Origin of the sequence: Psychrobacter sp. YGAH215, from assembly GCF_007280595.1 — a bacterium.
Classification (GTDB): Bacteria; Pseudomonadota; Gammaproteobacteria; order Pseudomonadales; family Moraxellaceae; genus Psychrobacter; species Psychrobacter faecalis.
Genome location: NZ_VKLR01000017.1, coordinates 18,256 through 35,320, shown reverse-complemented (window position 1 = coordinate 35,320; position 17,065 = coordinate 18,256). Strand labels below are relative to the sequence as shown.

Genomic DNA, 17,065 nt, shown 5'->3' with positions numbered 1-17,065 from the left:
TTTCACTTAGCAAATTCATAAATAAAGAAGGGTTGTTAACGTTTAATAATCCTTCTTAGCAAGAGATTATCTCAAACTATCAATAACTTACCTCGCTATTATAAAATCTCTTTTTTACATAATGAAAGCAATTCATGTTAAAATGAGCGCTTTTAAATGAGCCGTTGTTAATGAATAACGATAACGGCTTTTTTAGTGCCATTTTTCTAATGAACAGGTCCGCTCATGTCTGCCGATACCATCGCCCGCACCGCCTTTAAACAAGGCACCAAACCTCTTTATGACTACGACAAACATTGGGCGAGCTGCTACGAGCCTGCGCCTTATTTGCCGATGAGCCGTAAAGAAATGGATGAGCTTGGCTGGGATGCCTGTGATGTCATCATCATCTCAGGCGATGCTTATGTCGACCACCCAAGCTTTGGCATGGCGATTATCGGTCGTTTATTAGAAGCGCAAGGCTTTCGCGTCGGTATCATTGCCCAGCCAGATTGGAAAAGCAAAGATGCCTTTATGGAGCTTGGTAAACCGGTTTACGCGTATGGCGTGACCGCTGGCAACATGGATAGCATGATTAACCGCTATACCGCTGACCGTAAAATCCGTAGCGATGATGCCTATTCGCCCGGTAACGTGGCTGACAAACGTCCTGACCGCGCCGCTATCGTTTATAGCCAGCGCTGCCGCGAAGCCTATCCTGATGTTCCTATTATCTTAGGCGGAATCGAAGGCAGTTTACGCCGAATCGCTCATTATGATTATTGGTCAGACAAAGTCCGCCGCAGTATCTTGATGGATGCGCGCGCTGATGTCTTGTTATATGGCAATGCTGAGCGTGCCATCGTCGATGTGGTGCATGGTTTATCAAAAGGTTACACCTTTGAGCAAATGAGCAGTTTGCGCGGTACGGCTTATTTATTGACCCCGACCCGTCGCCATTGGCAAGCGGGCATGACCGAGGTTGCCAGTAATGATGTCGATACCGTTGGTCGCGTCGATCCGATTATCAACCCGTATGTGATGACGGAAGACGTTGATCAGTGTTCGATCGAGCAAGATAAGACTAGCCCCTCACCCGTTGGACAAGCTACGACAGCAATGACAGGCATGTCAGCCCAATATGCGAAGCAGTATCAAGGTTTTGTCGCCGAACCCGTGACCAATAAAGTCTTAAATGCTGACCAAGTCGATGAAGACACGCAAGTAGTACAATTGCGCGGCTTTGATAAACCACAAACCGCACGTAAACATAAACTTAAAATGCCGCCGCGTGAGCAAACGGTCATTCGCCTGCCTGATTATGAGCACGTCAAAGCTGACCCAGTGTTGTACGCGCATGCCAACCGTATCTTGCACCTTGAAACCAATCCGGGTAACGCGCGTGCCTTGGTGCAGCGTCATAGTAGCGGCGCTGGTAACTCGCATACCTCGATTGACGTTTGGCTCAATCCGCCACCGATTCCACTCTCAACCGAAGAGATGGATTACGTCTTTGATTTGCCGTACGCGCGTTTGCCGCATCCAAGCTATGGTGATGCGCGCATCCCTGCTTATGACATGATTAAATTTTCGGTCAATATTATGCGTGGCTGTTTTGGCGGTTGTACGTTTTGCTCAATCACCGAGCATGAAGGCCGTATTATCCAAAATCGTTCAGAAGAGTCTATCTTGCGTGAGGTCGAAGCGATTCGTGATACGGCGCCAAACTTTACTGGCGTTATCTCTGACCTTGGTGGGCCGACCGCCAATATGTATCGCCTCAACTGTAAAGACGAGACGATAGAGAAGAACTGCCGTAAGCCGTCTTGTGTCTATCCTGACGTCTGCGATAACTTGATTACCGATCACAGTAATTTGACCCAGCTCTATCGTAAAGCGCGTGATATCAAAGGCGTGAAAAAAATCTTGATTGCTTCAGGTTTACGTTACGATTTGGCGATTAAAGACCCTGAATACGTCAAAGAATTGGTCAGCCATCATGTTGGCGGTTATCTAAAGATTGCTCCTGAGCACTCTGAAGAAGCGGTGCTGTCAAAAATGATGAAACCTGGCATGGGCAATTACGATAAATTCAAAGCCATGTTTGAGCAATACAGCCAAGAGGCCGGCAAAGAGCAGTATCTGATTCCGTACTTTATCGCCGCTCACCCCGGCACTAGAGACGAGGATATGATGAATCTTGCGCTGTGGCTAAAAAGTCATGGCTACCGCGCTGACCAAGTGCAGGCGTTTTATCCGAGTCCGATGGCGACCGCAACCACCATGTACCATACGCATAAAGACCCGCTGCATAAAGTGAGCCGCAGTGAGGGCGATATGGATATTGTCAAGTCTGGCAAGCAGCGTAAACTGCATAAAGCTTTCTTGCGCTATCACGACCCAAAAAACTGGGTCATGCTGCGTAAAGCGCTGCAAGATATGGGACGTGGGGATTTGATCGGTAAAGGTCGCGGCTGCTTAATTCCGCCCTTTAACGCCAGTTTAGAAGGTCGTGATGCCGCGCAAGACAGCTATCAATCGGCGCGTAAAAAGAATAGCCGCCTCGGTAATGACTCGGTCAAACGTAGCAAAAATAGTGCCAGCGCGGCAAAGAATACCTCGGGCAAAAATACGTCGGGTAAAAATGGCAAGCGAGTCAGTAAAGGTAACTTCCAAACTCAGCATACAGGTCTGCCACCGCGCAAGACTAAATAGTTCAATACTAAATAGTTAAGCAGCTGTTAACGTTTTTTTGTCTTAACCATCACCAAATTAAAGCGCCTATCGGCTCAGCAGTCGATAGGCGCTTTTTTATGTATTGGCCATTAAATACATTGGCTTTTTTAAATAACTGTTTGAGCTTATAGTCAAAATATCCTAAAAACGCGACGGTATTGCTGATATCAATTTTTTGTAGCTTCTGTCTGCGCAGGCACCGCAAGCAAGAAAAATTGATATCAGCAGTGCGTGATGCATCGATAATATTTTTCATCCACTATAGTTATATTAAAAAATCTATTAAGGACAACGTTACATTAATCAGTGTTTAAGTAACTTAAGGAACATGTAACAAACAGTTTCTAACATTATCTAGAAAGGCTTTTCGTTAACATAGGCGCTATATGCATAAGGCGCCGTTAAAAAGCGCACGATTAGAAAAAGCATAGTCAAAAAATACCTGCTAGTTTTTACATTTTTGGAGAATGCCATGAATACCCTAACCAAAGTTGCTGTTGCCCTACCTGCTCTAGCGCTACTTAGTGCCTGTGCGACCACCGCACCTACTACGCCAAACAAGACCCCTGCGTCAGAAAGCGTGACCGATGTCGCCTATGACCGTATGGCGCCCGCCCCTTACACCTGTACCGATGACAGCAAAATCTTGGCAAAACAGTCTATCAATAAAAAACAAGTTATGCTAAATGCGACTTTACCTAAAGTAAACTGGGCCGACCAACCTATCATTTTAAATGGCGGCGTCCAAGGTGATACGGCAAGCTATGTAAATGAGTCAAACCCAGAAGTGGTCTATGCTTGGCATATGAAAGAAGACAAAGGTATCTTGGCTATGAAATGGGCAAACGGTAAAGAATATCAAGTAAACTGCCAGATAGGCAGATAATGATTTTGGTTTAATTGCTCATTGATAATGATAAACCCATCATTGTTAAACCCATAACTATTAAACCTAGCACTATATAAACAGTCATCGAATGATGGCTGTTTTTTTATGGTCGCAAATTTAAAAGCGTACTCGCTAATGCTTTATTTTATTATGCTAGAGAAGCAACGCGAAAACTGGCAAAATAGCGCTGATAACAATTGCATGATAATCAATAACAAAAGGATACTTCGATGGTTAAGCGCCTCATAAGTATGATGATAATGGCTAGCATAGGCTTGGCGGCACTAACGAGCTGCGATAATAGCGCCAACGATTCTAATGGCACTGCTACATCTTCTGCTGCGCAAACAGCTGACGCAGCAGACGTGCATACTATCGACTGGTCACTGGTCGCAAGCGGCGAAAAAGCTGTTGACCCTGCCACTTATGAGTATCCGTTTGCGCTTGATAGCCAAAATGTCCGTGATTATGCGGAGTATTTCAAAGTCGATAATGCCACGGCGCAGCACAATCTGACCGTGAGCATGGCGAGTAATGAAGCGCTCTCAAAAGTACTCGATCAGCTTAGCGAAACCTATACTTCGCACGAGCTAACCGATGATAAAGATATGAAACTTGTTATTCATACCACGCCTGATGTCGCTGCCAGTCGCTATGATTATGTGCTGTCAGATGACTTCGCTAAGGGACTGGTATTACCTATCGTGATTCAGCCGGATAGTAAGAAAGGTGAGGTTAAGGGGCATGGGGAAGTGCAGGAGTAGCAATTAGTAGCGTGTGTTTTGTTTGATAACACACACGCTATTGAAAAAATCAAGTCTGACGATAAGGGTTATTTGAGAGTTCGATTTTTACGTTTGTACCACAAAGCACTTTTGCTTCTTAATGCTTATGTCCGCTGTCAATTCGGTAAAATAAACAATACCTAATAGCTTAGAACTATTAAGTAGTCGTGACTTTATGATTACCTATAACTTGAGTTTAATTACTCTACGAGCCCCTCAATATCAATTACTATTTCACGATCTAATGTTGATAATAAGCTTTTGAAGAAAGTATATAAAGCTTCATCAGGCTTGAAAGACTTAGTATTTACCCACCAAGAATTTTTGGATTCCAATGTATTATGATCCCAGCTCAAATCTTTGTACTTTTCAAACTTACTAAAAATTGTTATCTTATTTTTTGACACAACATAAGTGATAAACATGTCATATCTTGGTAAGAACTCCAATTTTGGTACCAAAGTAACCACTGTTACGTTATTACAGTCCAGATAAGTTGAATCATAACTGCTAAGTACATCCGCATAGTACTTTTCTTTTGCACCAGTACCTGTTATAGCTCCAATAGCATCTACAAACCTCTCTTTTTCTTTTCTAGAAAAATTTAAACGGATGAAATAATCATCATTTTCATCCTTGAGCCACTTTGCTATTTTTTGTTTATCAGGGACTTTATTTAAATCATTAGAATGTATGACATTTATGTCAAAAAGCTCATTAAGCTCTTTGCTAAACTCAAAGTTATCAGTGATAATATCTAAGTTATTAAGAATCAATGTCGCTTCATCTTTAGAGCAATAGTTTTTATTTGCTTCTCTGACTCTCTCAAGCAAACTTGACTCTACACTATCTGTTACAGAAACAAATTCAGTACTATCTACGAAATATGGGAACTCATTCTTTATACTAGGGATGTCAATATTATTAACATCAATAAAGATTTCCGTTTGATTAGCCTGAGTTACAAAATAAGGGTTCTGATTTACTTTTGGACTGCTAAGATCATCTGTTATAAAATTCACTAAATCTTGATATCGAATACTAGATTTTTCAAAACTAAATACGGCTGTTACAAAGCTTTTAGTAAATAAGCTGATATCTCTAAAAGCTATAGAAGTCTCATTCCTTGTAGATGAAAATAAAAAATATACTTTCTCGAAGTTTTTTTCCTGAAGTGACTTATCAAATATATTAGAGATATTATATGAACTCTTTATATATTCAGTACCAGCAAAGCAGGCATCTACTACTTTTACTGTTAATGTAGGATTAAGTGACTTCAAAATCTCATCTAACTCATCGTTTGATAACGCTGTTGTATGAATATTATTATTATCAAAATCTGATAATACATACCAGAAGTCGTCATTAATGCGTGTGCCATGTCCACTAAAATAGAAAAAAATCTCTTCTATTTTTTGATTTTCGTGATTTCTAACAAACTCTGAAATCTTTGATTTAATATCCCTACCTTTTACATAGCCGTCGATCTTTAAAATATTATCAAACTTTTTTGACTCCGACAAAATGCTATATATTATTTGAGCGTCGTTTTTGCATGCGAGTAAAGTCTCTTGATCATCATACTCACTAACACCTATGACAATTGCTAAATTAGACATATCTATCTCCAAAGTTATTTATATTAATTTACCATCGCCAAAAACTCTTCCTCACCCACTATCTTAATGCCCAATTTTTCCGCTTTGGTGAGCTTCGAGCCAGCTTTATCCCCTGCCAATAGCGCGGTGGTTTTTGTCGAGATACTACCTGACACTTTTGCACCGAGCGCTTGTAGCTTAGCTTTGGCTTCATCGCGCGCCATACTATCGAGCGCACCTGTGATGACCCATGTTTGCCCATCGAGCGGCAATCCCTCTGACAGCACTTGCTCAACCTTATCCCAATGCACGCCTGCTTCGCGTAATGCGGTGATGACTTCGATATTGTGCGGTGCACGGAAGAACTTATAAGTCAGCTCAGCGGTGATTGCGCCAACGTCAGGCGTTTGTAGGAGCTTGTCGATATCTGCTGCCATCAGGCGATCAAGGTCGCCAAATTGCTGCGCCAAATTCTGCGCTGTTGTCTCACCGACGCCGCGGATACCGAGCGCATAGATAAAGCGTGCCAGCGTGGTCTGCTTACTGGTTTTAATAGCGCTGAGGATATTTTTTACCGATTTTTCCCCTAGTTTTTCAAAGTTAATCAGCTCGTCCGAATGCTTGTGCAACTGATAGATATCGGCGACGGTCTTGACCAAACCGTGCTCAAAAAAGCTAATCAACCAACTTGCGCCTAAGCCATCGATATCCATCGCCCGGCGTGAGACAAAATGAATGAGGGCTTCTTGCTGCTGCGCGGGACAAAACAGGCCGCCAGTACAGCGTGCCAACGCTTCGCCTTCAGGCAATACCACAGGTGAGTCGCAGACAGGGCAAGTCGCTGGCAATTTAACCGGTTCTGAATCTGCTGGACGTTGATCAACCCAAACGCGGGTGACTTTGGGGATGACATCGCCTGCACGGTGCACGCTGACCATATCGCCTGCGCGCACATCCAAGCGCTGAATTTCACCAAAGTTATGCAAGGTAACATTGCTGACGGTGACGCCGCCGACTTTAACAGGTTCAAGCTTACCAACAGGGGTGATTTGTCCGGTGCGTCCGACTTGCCATTCGATATCATTTAGACGCGTCATCACCGTTTCGGCAGGGAATTTATACGCGGTTGCCCAGCGCGGCTCGCGTGATAAAAATCCAAGCTGTTGCTGCAATGATAGGTTGTTTACCTTGATAACCATGCCATCAATCTCAAACGGCAGCTGACTACGGGTTTCAATCATCGACTCATAATAGGCTTGTACTTCGCGTGGGTTTTTTACCACTCTCACCGCGCTGACGCTAAAACCTATGTCACCAAGCCAAGCCAAGGCGGCTGATTGAGTATCGATGCTCTCAGGTAGACCTTGATTGACAGAATAACAATAAAAAGCCAGCGGACGACTGGCAGCGATAGCGGGATCTAGCTGACGTAAACTACCAGCGGCGGCATTACGTGGATTGGCAAAGGTTTTATCGCCCTTTTCTTCTGCGAGTCGGTTCAAGCGCTCAAAACCTGCTTTTGGCATCAGTACTTCGCCGCGTACTTCTAACAAGGGAATCTCGCTTGCAGCAGTAAGCCAAAGCGGCAGATTGCGAATGGTTTTGGCATTTTGGGTAATATCCTCGCCCGTTTGCCCATCACCGCGCGTCACCGCTTGCACAAACTTTCCATACTCGTATTTGAGTGACACCGCCAAGCCATCAAGCTTTAGCTCCATCTCATATTCAGGGTTTTTCTGCGCGTCATTGAGGCGATCATTGACGCGGCGCATAAAGCCATGCAGCTCGTCATAATCAAAAACATTGCCAAGCGATAGCATGGGTACGTCGTGTCTGACTTGGGTAAAGGCGGACAGCGGCGTGTCGCCAACTTGATTGATTGGACTGTCCGGCTGTATTAAATCAGGGTACGCCTCTTCAAGCTCCAATAAAGAGCGCCGCAGCTGATCGTATTCGCTGTCTTCTAAAATCGGATTATCAAGCACATAATAAGCATAATTATGCGTTTTTAAAGTATCAATAAGCGTGCGCATTTGAGCAGCGATGGCAGCAGCATTGTCTGCAGATTTGGTATCAGCAGTATTTTTAGAAGCAGTCGGTACAATAGGATCAGTCATAGTTGGCGTCTTTTTTTTTGCAATTCAAGATGCCGATATGATAACAAGTTTGCAGGTTAGTCGGATATGATTTTGTTGAAAACTCATCCTGTAGAGAGCCGCTTCTGTAGAGAACTAGGTTTATAGACAACTAAATTTATAGAGAATCAGGCGAATGAAAGGCTCTTAAATCAAAAGTTAAAAATTAAAAAAGGCAAATAACGTCAAGCGCTATTTGCCTTTTACAATACTTTAGAAATAATTTTAACCGTTTATCTATTCAGATTTTACCCTTCATAATCGCGAACTTGGTTACGCAATTGCTGTTTGTATTCTGGGGTAATGGGGTCGTTTTCTTCATCGAGCATCACAGCGTCCAAATCGCTTGCCATCATATAGGCAATACTCATCATACTATCAAAGCTGCGTAGCGCTTGCGGATGCGGCAGCGATAAAAATAGCACCACGCCATTGTAAGTATTGGTCGCCACGCTATGCGGGTCAAAAGGCGCGATACCACTATCCGTAATGCCCATCATGCTAAACCATAGCATGCCAGTGCCGTCTTTTTGCTCATAGCGATGGAACATATTCATCGCGCCATAACGCAAACCATATTTATCTACTAACGCCAGCAAATCACGCCCACGAATTACGGCTGCTGGGCGGTCGCGATACTGATGCGGCAAGATGGTGATATTAATATTGTCTTTGGCATTAATTAACGGACCATTTTGCGCTTCATCAACTGGCTCTGAGAGATGCTGATCGAGTATCGGGCTATTATTATCAAAGCTTGGCTCATCAGCGGTATCAATAACTGGCATCAAGCTGTCAGTCGCTGACATAAGACTTGAAAACGCGTCCGGCTCTTGCTCGATATGCATCTGCTCAGCCGCTTCGGTGAACTCGCTGTTGTCTTCTCGCTGCTGCTCTTCTTGCCAGCGCGCATAGTCGGCGTCATCTACCACGCCATTATCCTCATTACTATCATGGCGATCAGCGGTTAGTTGGGCATCGCCATTGCTATGAGATTGGGTCAATGGCGCATCTTCAACCACGGCATTGAGATAACTACGATCAGGGGCGATGCTGGTTTCGCCTGCGACCGTATCGTCCAAGTCTGGCTGCTCGACGATATTGCGCTCATGACGCGGAATAATGGGTATACCGTTTTTATCATAATTGACCGCAGCAGCCTCAGCAGTTTTGCGCCGTTTAAAGCTGCGAATGACCATAAATAGCCCTGCAAGCACGATAAATGCGGCAATGGCGATCAAGATAAACTGGATAGCGGTCATGAGAAATACATCCTAATATATGACAAAAGGGAGAGTACAAGTGCGAAGAAATGGCAATAGTCTAGCATGGCTAATGCATATCGTCACCATATAGTCAGCGTTTATCATTGGCCCTCAAGTCTTCACTGACTAATTTTCCGACTACTCGCCTGACGTTAAATGCTAGTCCTAACTATACCACCGACGAGCGCTTGTCGTTATTAATTATTTTGATACTGGGCGCTGCTCTTAATCAGAAAGGTAGCTTGCTGCCTCATCAAGCGACACACTGACCAAGGTAGAAATCCCCGCGCTCGGCATAGTAACGCCTTTTAACTCATCAGCAATTTGCATCGTCAGCTTATTATGACTGATAAAAATAAACTGCAAATCATCTGCCAACTCATTTATCAAGCTGGTAAAGCGGGCGACGTTGGCATCATCAAGCGGCGCGTCGACTTCATCGAGCACACAAAATGGTGCCGGATGCTGCTTAAATATCGCAAAAATTAAGCTCAGCGCGGTCAAGGTTTTTTCACCACCTGACAGTACCGCAAGACGACTATTGCGTTTGCCCTTTGGCTGTGCCATTAAGGTCAACCCTGCCCGCCACTGTTCTGACTTTGGCGCATTGGCAGGCATCTCGTCCGTATTAAGCGTTAAGCTTGCTTGCCCGCCACCAAAGACTTTAGCAAATAAATTGGCAAGCTCATTATTGACCGCATCGAGTGTCTGCATAAATAGCGTCTTGGTGGTTTCATCAATTGAGGCAATCGCTTCCGTCAAGGTCTGCATACTGGCGGCAATATCTGCTGTTTGCTGCGCAAGTGGCTCTAAGCGCTCATTAACTTCTGCCAATTCTGCTACTGCGGCGAGATTGACCGCGCCAATTTTACTTAATTGCTGCTCAAGCTTCGCACGCTCAGACTCTAATTCTGCGATTTTGTCTGGGCGGACGCGGCGATCATGAGCGATAAAATCCGCCAATAAATTTGAGACGCTCATTACTTGTTGCTGATGCTGCTGAACTGTGTCCGATTGCGCTTGATATTTATGGCTGACCTTGTAATAAGCCTCTAGCGCTTCTTGGGTATGGCTACTGGCATCATCCAAACGCGCGGCGCTGAGTGCCAATTCTGTCGCGAGATTGGCAAGCTCGCCTTGCTGAATTTGCAAGGTATTTTGTAGCGTATCTAGTTCGGTCTGCTGCTGACTGTACTCCTCTTTAAGCGCTGTTAATGCCGTTTCGCGTGTGGTTAATACTGCCTGCTGCTCATCGCGCGCACTTTGCGCAATTTGTAATGCTGCTTGCAGTGCTGGCAGTTTATTTTGCTGCTGTTCATGACGCGTTTTTAGACTCTGCTCGCTTTGTAGCGATTTATCATATTGCTCGGTTGCCCGCGTAAGACTACTGACGCTATGCTCTAAGCGCATCTCGCTCTGCTGAATACGCAGCTGTATTGCTTGCCAAGCGTCATCATCTACCTGCCGCGCGCGATTTAGCTCACTGCGCTCGGACTGTAATTGCTGACTTAATAAACGCGCATCGGCTATTTGCGGCGTTAGCGCTGCTATCTCACTTTGGATATGCTGCTGCTCATGAGTTAGGGTCTGCTGTTCTTGCTCTAATTCTTGCTGTTCCTGCTCAAGGGCAACTTTATCAGCATTGAGGCGCTGACTGTCTGCTTGTAGTCGTTCCGCATTGGCGCGCTTAGTGGTCAGCTGTTGCTGGTATTGATGCTTATCGCGGATTAATTGCTCAGCTTGCGCGCGCGTTTCCTCTAAGCTGACCGTTAAGGCATCATAGTTGCGTTGATTATTAGCAATCGCCTTTTGCTGCTCTTGTATTTTGCCTTCAAACTCATTCAGCAAATTTTCTAGCGCTTGCAAACGGCTACGCTGCTGTAAACGCTGGCTTAAAAATTGACTATTGCTCTCATTTTGACCATTTTGCGCGCCAGCAAATTTGCTCAAATTAATCGTACCCTGACGACTGATAATCCAGCCGTCCGAGGTTAGTAGAATAGCGGGTGCTGGCAATGCTTTTAAAGTAACAGCCAAATCTTCTAACGTTTGCTGAGCGTTCGTTTTAGATGGCGCGATATATAGATAACAGTGCTGCCACAACGCTAAATTTGGTGCAGTAATCAGCTCTGATAATGACAAGACTTTATCCGTTAAATTGTCTGACAAATCACCGATAAATAGCTTTGAGTTTTTAACATTTTGCTTAGCAGATAGCCATAGACTGTGACTATTTTCTATCCTCGATTTATTCTTTGAATTGTCGTTCTCGTTTTGCGTGGTTTGATAAGTAAATACAGCTGTTAAATCCTGCTCGAGCGCTTGCCATAAGCTATTAGATTTTTGAGAGTCATCATTAATTTTCTCATCATTCAACTGGCTAGCAACCAACACATGACTATCTAACCATAACGCTAACACGCTATCGAGTAGCTCTGCGTGCTGCTGCCCTTTGGCGCTTAACTCAATCTGCGCACGTAAGGTGGTAATGGCCAATTCGTTATAATCCTTGGCTATATCACTTTCTAAAGCAGTTTTTACGTTAGCAAGCTGTTGTGGTTTTGGTAAAGGCTTCGGATGCAATATTTGATGCAAGGTGTCGTATTCACCTGCCAAGACCGCATGACGTTTTTCATCCTCGCTTAACTCGCGCCGTTGAGTATTTAAGCGTTGCTGTAATTCATGCGCTTGCGGTTGTAGCTCAGATAGGCGCTCATCGATACTGTCTTGTTGGCGCTCAATCTGTTGCAGCTGTTTATTGAGCTCAGTCACTTGCGCATTTAACATCTGCTGTAAATTGCTCGAATTACCTTTTTCACGTCCATCAACAATATCAATAGGTGCTAGCGACCGTTGTAGCTGCTGCCAGAGATTTTGCCAGTTCTGCTGGCGGCGCTGCCATTTCTCATAGTTTTGCTGCTGGCGTTTTTGCGCTTGACTATTAATCGCTTGCTGCTGCTCAAGCGCTCGATTATTATCTTGCAGGCGTGATAGCTGATTTTGCGCGTCATGATAGGCGCGCTGCAACGGTTGTTCATTGCGTTTATGCGTGTCACGTTTCTTTGTTAGATCGCTAAGCTGTGGGCGCAACTCTTCTAGTACATTTTGCTGCTCAGCTTGCTCAGTTTTTAAGCGTTCAATCTCGCTTACCGCTTGCTGACGCTGCTGCTCTAAACTGGTAAGCTGCTGTGCAATTACATTTAATTGTGATTTTGCGTCACTAAGCTCATGCTCTGCTTGTTGATAGCTTAGCTGCTGCTGATAGTGGTTGCTTTGCGCATCGTCTTTTAGCCACTGCTCTTGATTGATATGAGCCGCAAGCTTATCTTGCTTCGCTTTTAGAGTCTCATAACTGGCTTGTAAAACGGCAACTTTATTAGCACTGCGCTCATGGGCGATTTTTTGCTGCTGCTGATGATGCTTTGCTTGATAAAGCTGTTGAATAGCAAGCTGCTGCTTGATATCAGCAAGCGTTAATGCCAGCTCTTCGTAACGCTCAGCACTGGCGGCTTGTTTAGATAAGCGTTTTTGTTGGCTGACCAGCTCGCTTTGCATATCGTGCAGACGGGCTAAATTATCCTGCGTCTTCTCGAGTTTCTTTTGTGTCTCTTCGCGGCGCGCTTGATAACGAGAAACACCAGCGGCCTCTTCGATGAACTCGCGTAGCTGCAGCGGGCTTGATTCAACAATACGCCCAATCATGCCCTGCTCGATGACCGCATAACTACGCGCGCCAAGCCCTGTGCCCAAGAACACATCGACCACATCACGGCGGCGACAGCGCGTGCCATTGATAAAGTAGTCCGAGCGTCCCTCTAAATTTACCTGACGGCGGACAGACAGCTCGTGATAGAGATTAAACTCATGGCGAATCCCCGTCTGTTCATCTTGGGTATGCTCAAAGGTCAGCTCGACGCTGGCAACACTTTTGGCCGCTTTATCTTGCGTGCCGGCAAAGATGACATCACTCATCGCCCCGCCGCGTAATTGCTTGGCGGAAGTTTCGCCCAGCACCCAGCGTATGGCATCAATGACGTTGGATTTGCCGCAGCCGTTTGGCCCGACGATGGCGGTGATACCATGACGGAAGGTAAAAGTGGTTGGATTGGCAAAGGATTTAAAGCCTGCCAGCTTGAGAGATTTTAGGCGCATGAAATATCGATAAACTTAGCAAAAACAGGCGGCTATTCTACCGCAAATTGTGACGAGTTTTTAGAGTTTATGAGGGATGCTATAATAGTGCTGAGAATCTACATAATTCATCTAAAAAATAAAAATTAAGGCGATGACAATGACTGAAGATAATTTTGATAAATATAATCCGCAAGAACTACAACAAAAATATGAAGAATGGTGTGAGCTGCATCGTCAGCAGCTTGAGGCGCAGCAGCAGTTTTTGCGCGCTGAAGCCTTGCAAAACGAGTTGAAAGATTACTACCTTAACCCGCAATGGATGGCAGATCGTGAAGCGGATCTGCCGATTGAGCACTCGGGTCAAGCGCACTCAATCTTTAGTGAAGATGCGCTATGGAGTATGCTCAGCGACCATGATGAGCTCGCCAGAAAGTGGATGCGTTTGGGGCTTGATGCGATTGATAAAAAATAATCATTTCAAGCTTTCATCTGCTTTGATTAAAAATACAATGGTAGAGGCTGTCATATGAAGGATATAGCTAACTAAATATTCAGGTATTTCTCTAACTTCATTGGCTGCACCATGACCTGCCAATTTATTACGAGCAGTAGGAACACCTGAAGTTAAAGTATTTTTTAAGGACTTAAAGTACTGTTGCCAAAACTCGGGAACTAACCCTGACTGCATGAGTCGACCTGTGAGCTCGTCAGCGGTTGCATTAGGACTGTACTCCCATTTATTTTTATCTAGAATAATTTTTAATGTGCTTTCATACGCTTTAAGACAGTCGATTAAAGCTTCGCTATACCTTTCATGACGATAGTGTTCATGTGCTTTTAGAAATTCTTGTTGTGCACCTTTATATGTTGGATCACTAAGTAAGTGTAAAGCAGGCTTAACAGCCTCAGCATGGATAAACTCGGAATCCATTCTAATAATTTGTCCGTTCTCATATTGGTAACCTATGCCATGTTCACGAAAACGCTGATTCAATTCATCCATTACCTCTACTAATTTGAATTTATTTCGAGAGCTTCTATGGAATAAGATTATTGCTTGCATCATAATTTCAACAACATCTAAAGACTTTTCTGTTTCAGTCTCATTAAGAAAATAGTTAGATATTTTTTCAAAATAAGTAGAGTCACTTTGTTCGTTTGAAGTTAATTTAAAAACCCCTAATTCTTTTGTTAATATTTTATATACTTGCTCTAAAACAATACGACTATTTTTTTGGATTGAATCCAAATAAGTACTATATATACTCGGGTCTCTTCCTATCGTTTCATCCCACATGTGCACGATTTGAACTTTTAATTTATCCGGCAATTCATCGTATTGATAAACATCAGGATATTCGCCCCGTAGCCTTTTCTGTCTTTTATGAAATAACTCAACAATAGCCATTTTAAACCCTCAATTTATTGATTAATAACTACTTTACTAAACCAAAACTAAATCACCCCAAGCCCACTTAACAACAGCTGCCCACCAGCAAATAGAAGTAGCACGCCAAAGGCACGCTTGAGCGTTAGCGCAGGCAACTGGTGCGCAAGCTTGGCACCGACTTTTGCCATCGCAAAGCTAGCGACAGATATGCATAAAAAGCCCGTGATATGCACAAATCCTATCGTACCCTCAGGCAGGTTGACCACATCTTTACCAAACCAGGCAAAGCCTATCGCACCAGCGACGGCAATCGGTAAGCCGCAAGCAGCAGACGTACCGACCGATTGTTTCATCGGCAATCCTGCCCAGTTTAAAAACGGTACGGTCAAACTACCACCGCCAATGCCAAAAATAGACGACGCCAAACCAATCCCTGTCCCTGCCCCAAACTGAATGCCAGTTGACGGTAACGGCTTACCTATCTGCTCTTTGTTAGACAAAAACAACATTTTTAAAGCGACCAATAGCGCCCCGACACCGATGATGGCTTGCAAGACTTTTCCATCAATCATATCGGCGATACCGGCACCAACCAAACTGCCGATGACCAAACCCAATGCCATTTTGCGCCACACTTCCCAGCGTACGCCGCCGCGCTTATTATGGGCAGTCAGTGAGCTTATAGAGGTCACCACAATTGTCGCCAGTGAGGTGCCAATCGCCAAATGGGTGACCACTTCGGGTGAAAAATGATAGGCGGTAAAAATCCAAACCAATGCGGGTACGATAATCATGCCACCACCGACGCCAAATAAACCCGCACTGACACCCGCAAACGCCCCCGCTATCACAAACCACACATATAACATCATCGAATCGGCCTTTTATCCTGCGTCTTTTTTATTAAAATCGTATAATCATCTAATTGTATAGTCACTCGAACATTACCTGCTCAATCGCATTTGCTAAATCATAATCCGACCTTTATGCTGTTTGCTTTGTATTGGTAATGAGCAACAATCGCTCAGTATATCAAAGTTTATCCACGCCAATTTATCCCATCGACGAAACTTATTATGCCGCCATTTAATCCATCATCTGACGCTTTGTCTGCCCAACCTTTTGAGTCATTGGAGTCATTAGAGCTTGAGCATTTACCTAAGCTTAACCATCACCACCTTGCGAGTAGCGGCTCGACCAATAGTGAGCTGATAGCAGCGTTGCAAAACGGCCGCCTAAATGCAGCCGAGATGCATCTACTAACAGCGGAAACCCAAAGCGCTGGTCGCGGACAACATGGGCGCTCTTGGCAGTCGCCACGCGGCAATGTTTACCTGTCGTTATATCATCCCGCGCACATGCCGATTAGCGGTTTATTGTCGCTGATTATCGGCGTTGAACTGGCAAAAATGCCTGTAATTCAAGTGCTAAATGAGCAATTGCGCAAGCAGGGCTTGGCAACAATCGGGGTAAAATGGGCCAATGATTTGGGCTTTTATTCAAAGCAATATTCGCAGCAGCATTCATTTCAAAAACAATCTGAACCTGAATCGAATGATGCTGCTTTAAAGCCGCTTGAATCTACCAAACAAACCCTACCCTTTCATAAACTCGCTGGCATTTTAATAGAGCCCGTAACGAAGTCAGGAAAGTTGGTCGGCGTGGTGATGGGCGTGGGTCTAAATGTCCAAGCCACGCCTAAGCTTACGGCGCAAACTTGCGAGGGCATGAGTTATCAAGCGATTAGCTTACGAGATATTGGTGCCATGCTTGAGCCAAAAGCGCCGCCTATTTCACTTCCAGACCTAAAAACGCTTTATCAGCAAATGAGTGAGGCTTTAATGGCAGCGATGACCCGCTTTGAGTATTTAGGATTGGAGAAGCCAACCGGCCAGCGTTATTATTTGGACAGTTTTTTGGCGCAGTTTGACGCGATGGATGCATTGGCAGGGCTGCGTTTGCGCGTTACCCAAGACTACAACGGCAATGTCGAGACGCTGACCGGTTATGCATGCGGTCTTGATACACATGGATGTTTGCAATTACGTGAATATAACGGTAAGATTTCTGCGCTTTTTACCGGTCGTATTGATGTAATTGGTGATGCTTAAACCTTTCAGCCTCACCCTTAAAAAACCATACTGAACGAGC

General features: G+C 44.5%; 11 protein-coding genes. 5 read left to right on the top strand and 6 right to left on the bottom strand.

The window, feature by feature from the left end:
- Window positions 1-225 precede the first annotated feature (225 nt).
- The 3 genes from FOR85_RS08315 (at window position 226) to FOR85_RS08305 (ending at window position 4,368) form a co-directional block, all read left to right on the top strand.
- Window positions 226-2,694 (top strand): YgiQ family radical SAM protein, encoded by a 2,469-nt coding sequence (locus FOR85_RS08315; RefSeq protein WP_144297540.1) that lies wholly within the window; start codon window positions 226-228, stop codon window positions 2,692-2,694.
- Window positions 2,695-3,187: 493 nt separating this feature from the next.
- Window positions 3,188-3,601 carry a hypothetical protein gene (locus FOR85_RS08310; RefSeq protein ID WP_144297539.1) on the top strand — a complete coding sequence of 138 codons (414 nt, stop codon included), beginning with the start codon at window positions 3,188-3,190 and terminating at the stop codon, window positions 3,599-3,601.
- 263 nt (window positions 3,602-3,864) lie between these two features.
- Complete coding sequence (locus FOR85_RS08305; protein ID WP_223808578.1) at window positions 3,865-4,368, top strand: hypothetical protein; 504 nt, start codon at window positions 3,865-3,867, stop codon at window positions 4,366-4,368.
- Between the two features lie 221 nt (window positions 4,369-4,589).
- Here FOR85_RS08305 and FOR85_RS08300 read toward each other — a convergent pair whose 3' ends face one another.
- The 4 genes from FOR85_RS08300 to FOR85_RS08285 all read right to left on the bottom strand — a co-directional run bounded on the left by FOR85_RS08300 (window position 4,590) and on the right by FOR85_RS08285 (window position 13,542).
- Complete coding sequence (locus FOR85_RS08300) at window positions 4,590-6,011, bottom strand: caspase family protein (RefSeq protein ID WP_144297537.1); 1,422 nt, start codon at window positions 6,009-6,011, stop codon at window positions 4,590-4,592.
- Between the two features lie 23 nt (window positions 6,012-6,034).
- The gene (gene ligA, locus FOR85_RS08295) at window positions 6,035-8,107 is read right to left on the bottom strand and encodes an NAD-dependent DNA ligase LigA (protein ID WP_144297536.1); all 2,073 of its coding nucleotides are present in this window, start codon (window positions 8,105-8,107) and stop codon (window positions 6,035-6,037) included.
- Window positions 8,108-8,373: 266 nt separating this feature from the next.
- On the bottom strand, window positions 8,374-9,387 hold the full coding sequence (locus FOR85_RS08290; RefSeq protein ID WP_144297535.1) for a cell division protein ZipA C-terminal FtsZ-binding domain-containing protein: 1,014 nt from the start codon (window positions 9,385-9,387) through the stop codon (window positions 8,374-8,376).
- A 228-nt stretch (window positions 9,388-9,615) separates the two neighbouring features.
- The gene (locus tag FOR85_RS08285; RefSeq protein WP_144297534.1) at window positions 9,616-13,542 is read right to left on the bottom strand and encodes an AAA family ATPase; all 3,927 of its coding nucleotides are present in this window, start codon (window positions 13,540-13,542) and stop codon (window positions 9,616-9,618) included.
- A gap of 139 nt (window positions 13,543-13,681) precedes the next feature.
- Between FOR85_RS08285 and FOR85_RS08280 the strand changes: the two genes are divergently transcribed.
- Window positions 13,682-13,996, top strand: a complete 315-nt coding sequence (locus FOR85_RS08280) for a DUF4298 domain-containing protein (RefSeq protein ID WP_144297533.1) — start codon at window positions 13,682-13,684, stop codon at window positions 13,994-13,996.
- Here FOR85_RS08280 and FOR85_RS08275 read toward each other — a convergent pair whose 3' ends face one another.
- Entirely contained in the window at window positions 13,997-14,932 is a 936-nt protein-coding gene (locus FOR85_RS08275) for an STM4504/CBY_0614 family protein (protein WP_144297532.1), read from the bottom strand. It abuts the gene before it with no gap.
- Between the two features lie 47 nt (window positions 14,933-14,979).
- On the bottom strand, window positions 14,980-15,783 hold the full coding sequence (locus tag FOR85_RS08270) for a sulfite exporter TauE/SafE family protein (RefSeq protein ID WP_190295529.1): 804 nt from the start codon (window positions 15,781-15,783) through the stop codon (window positions 14,980-14,982).
- 207 nt (window positions 15,784-15,990) lie between these two features.
- Here FOR85_RS08270 and FOR85_RS08265 point away from each other — a divergent pair, with 207 nt between their 5' ends.
- Window positions 15,991-17,025 (top strand): biotin--[acetyl-CoA-carboxylase] ligase, encoded by a 1,035-nt coding sequence (locus tag FOR85_RS08265; protein WP_144297530.1) that lies wholly within the window; start codon window positions 15,991-15,993, stop codon window positions 17,023-17,025.
- The last annotated feature ends 40 nt before the right edge of the window (window positions 17,026-17,065 follow it).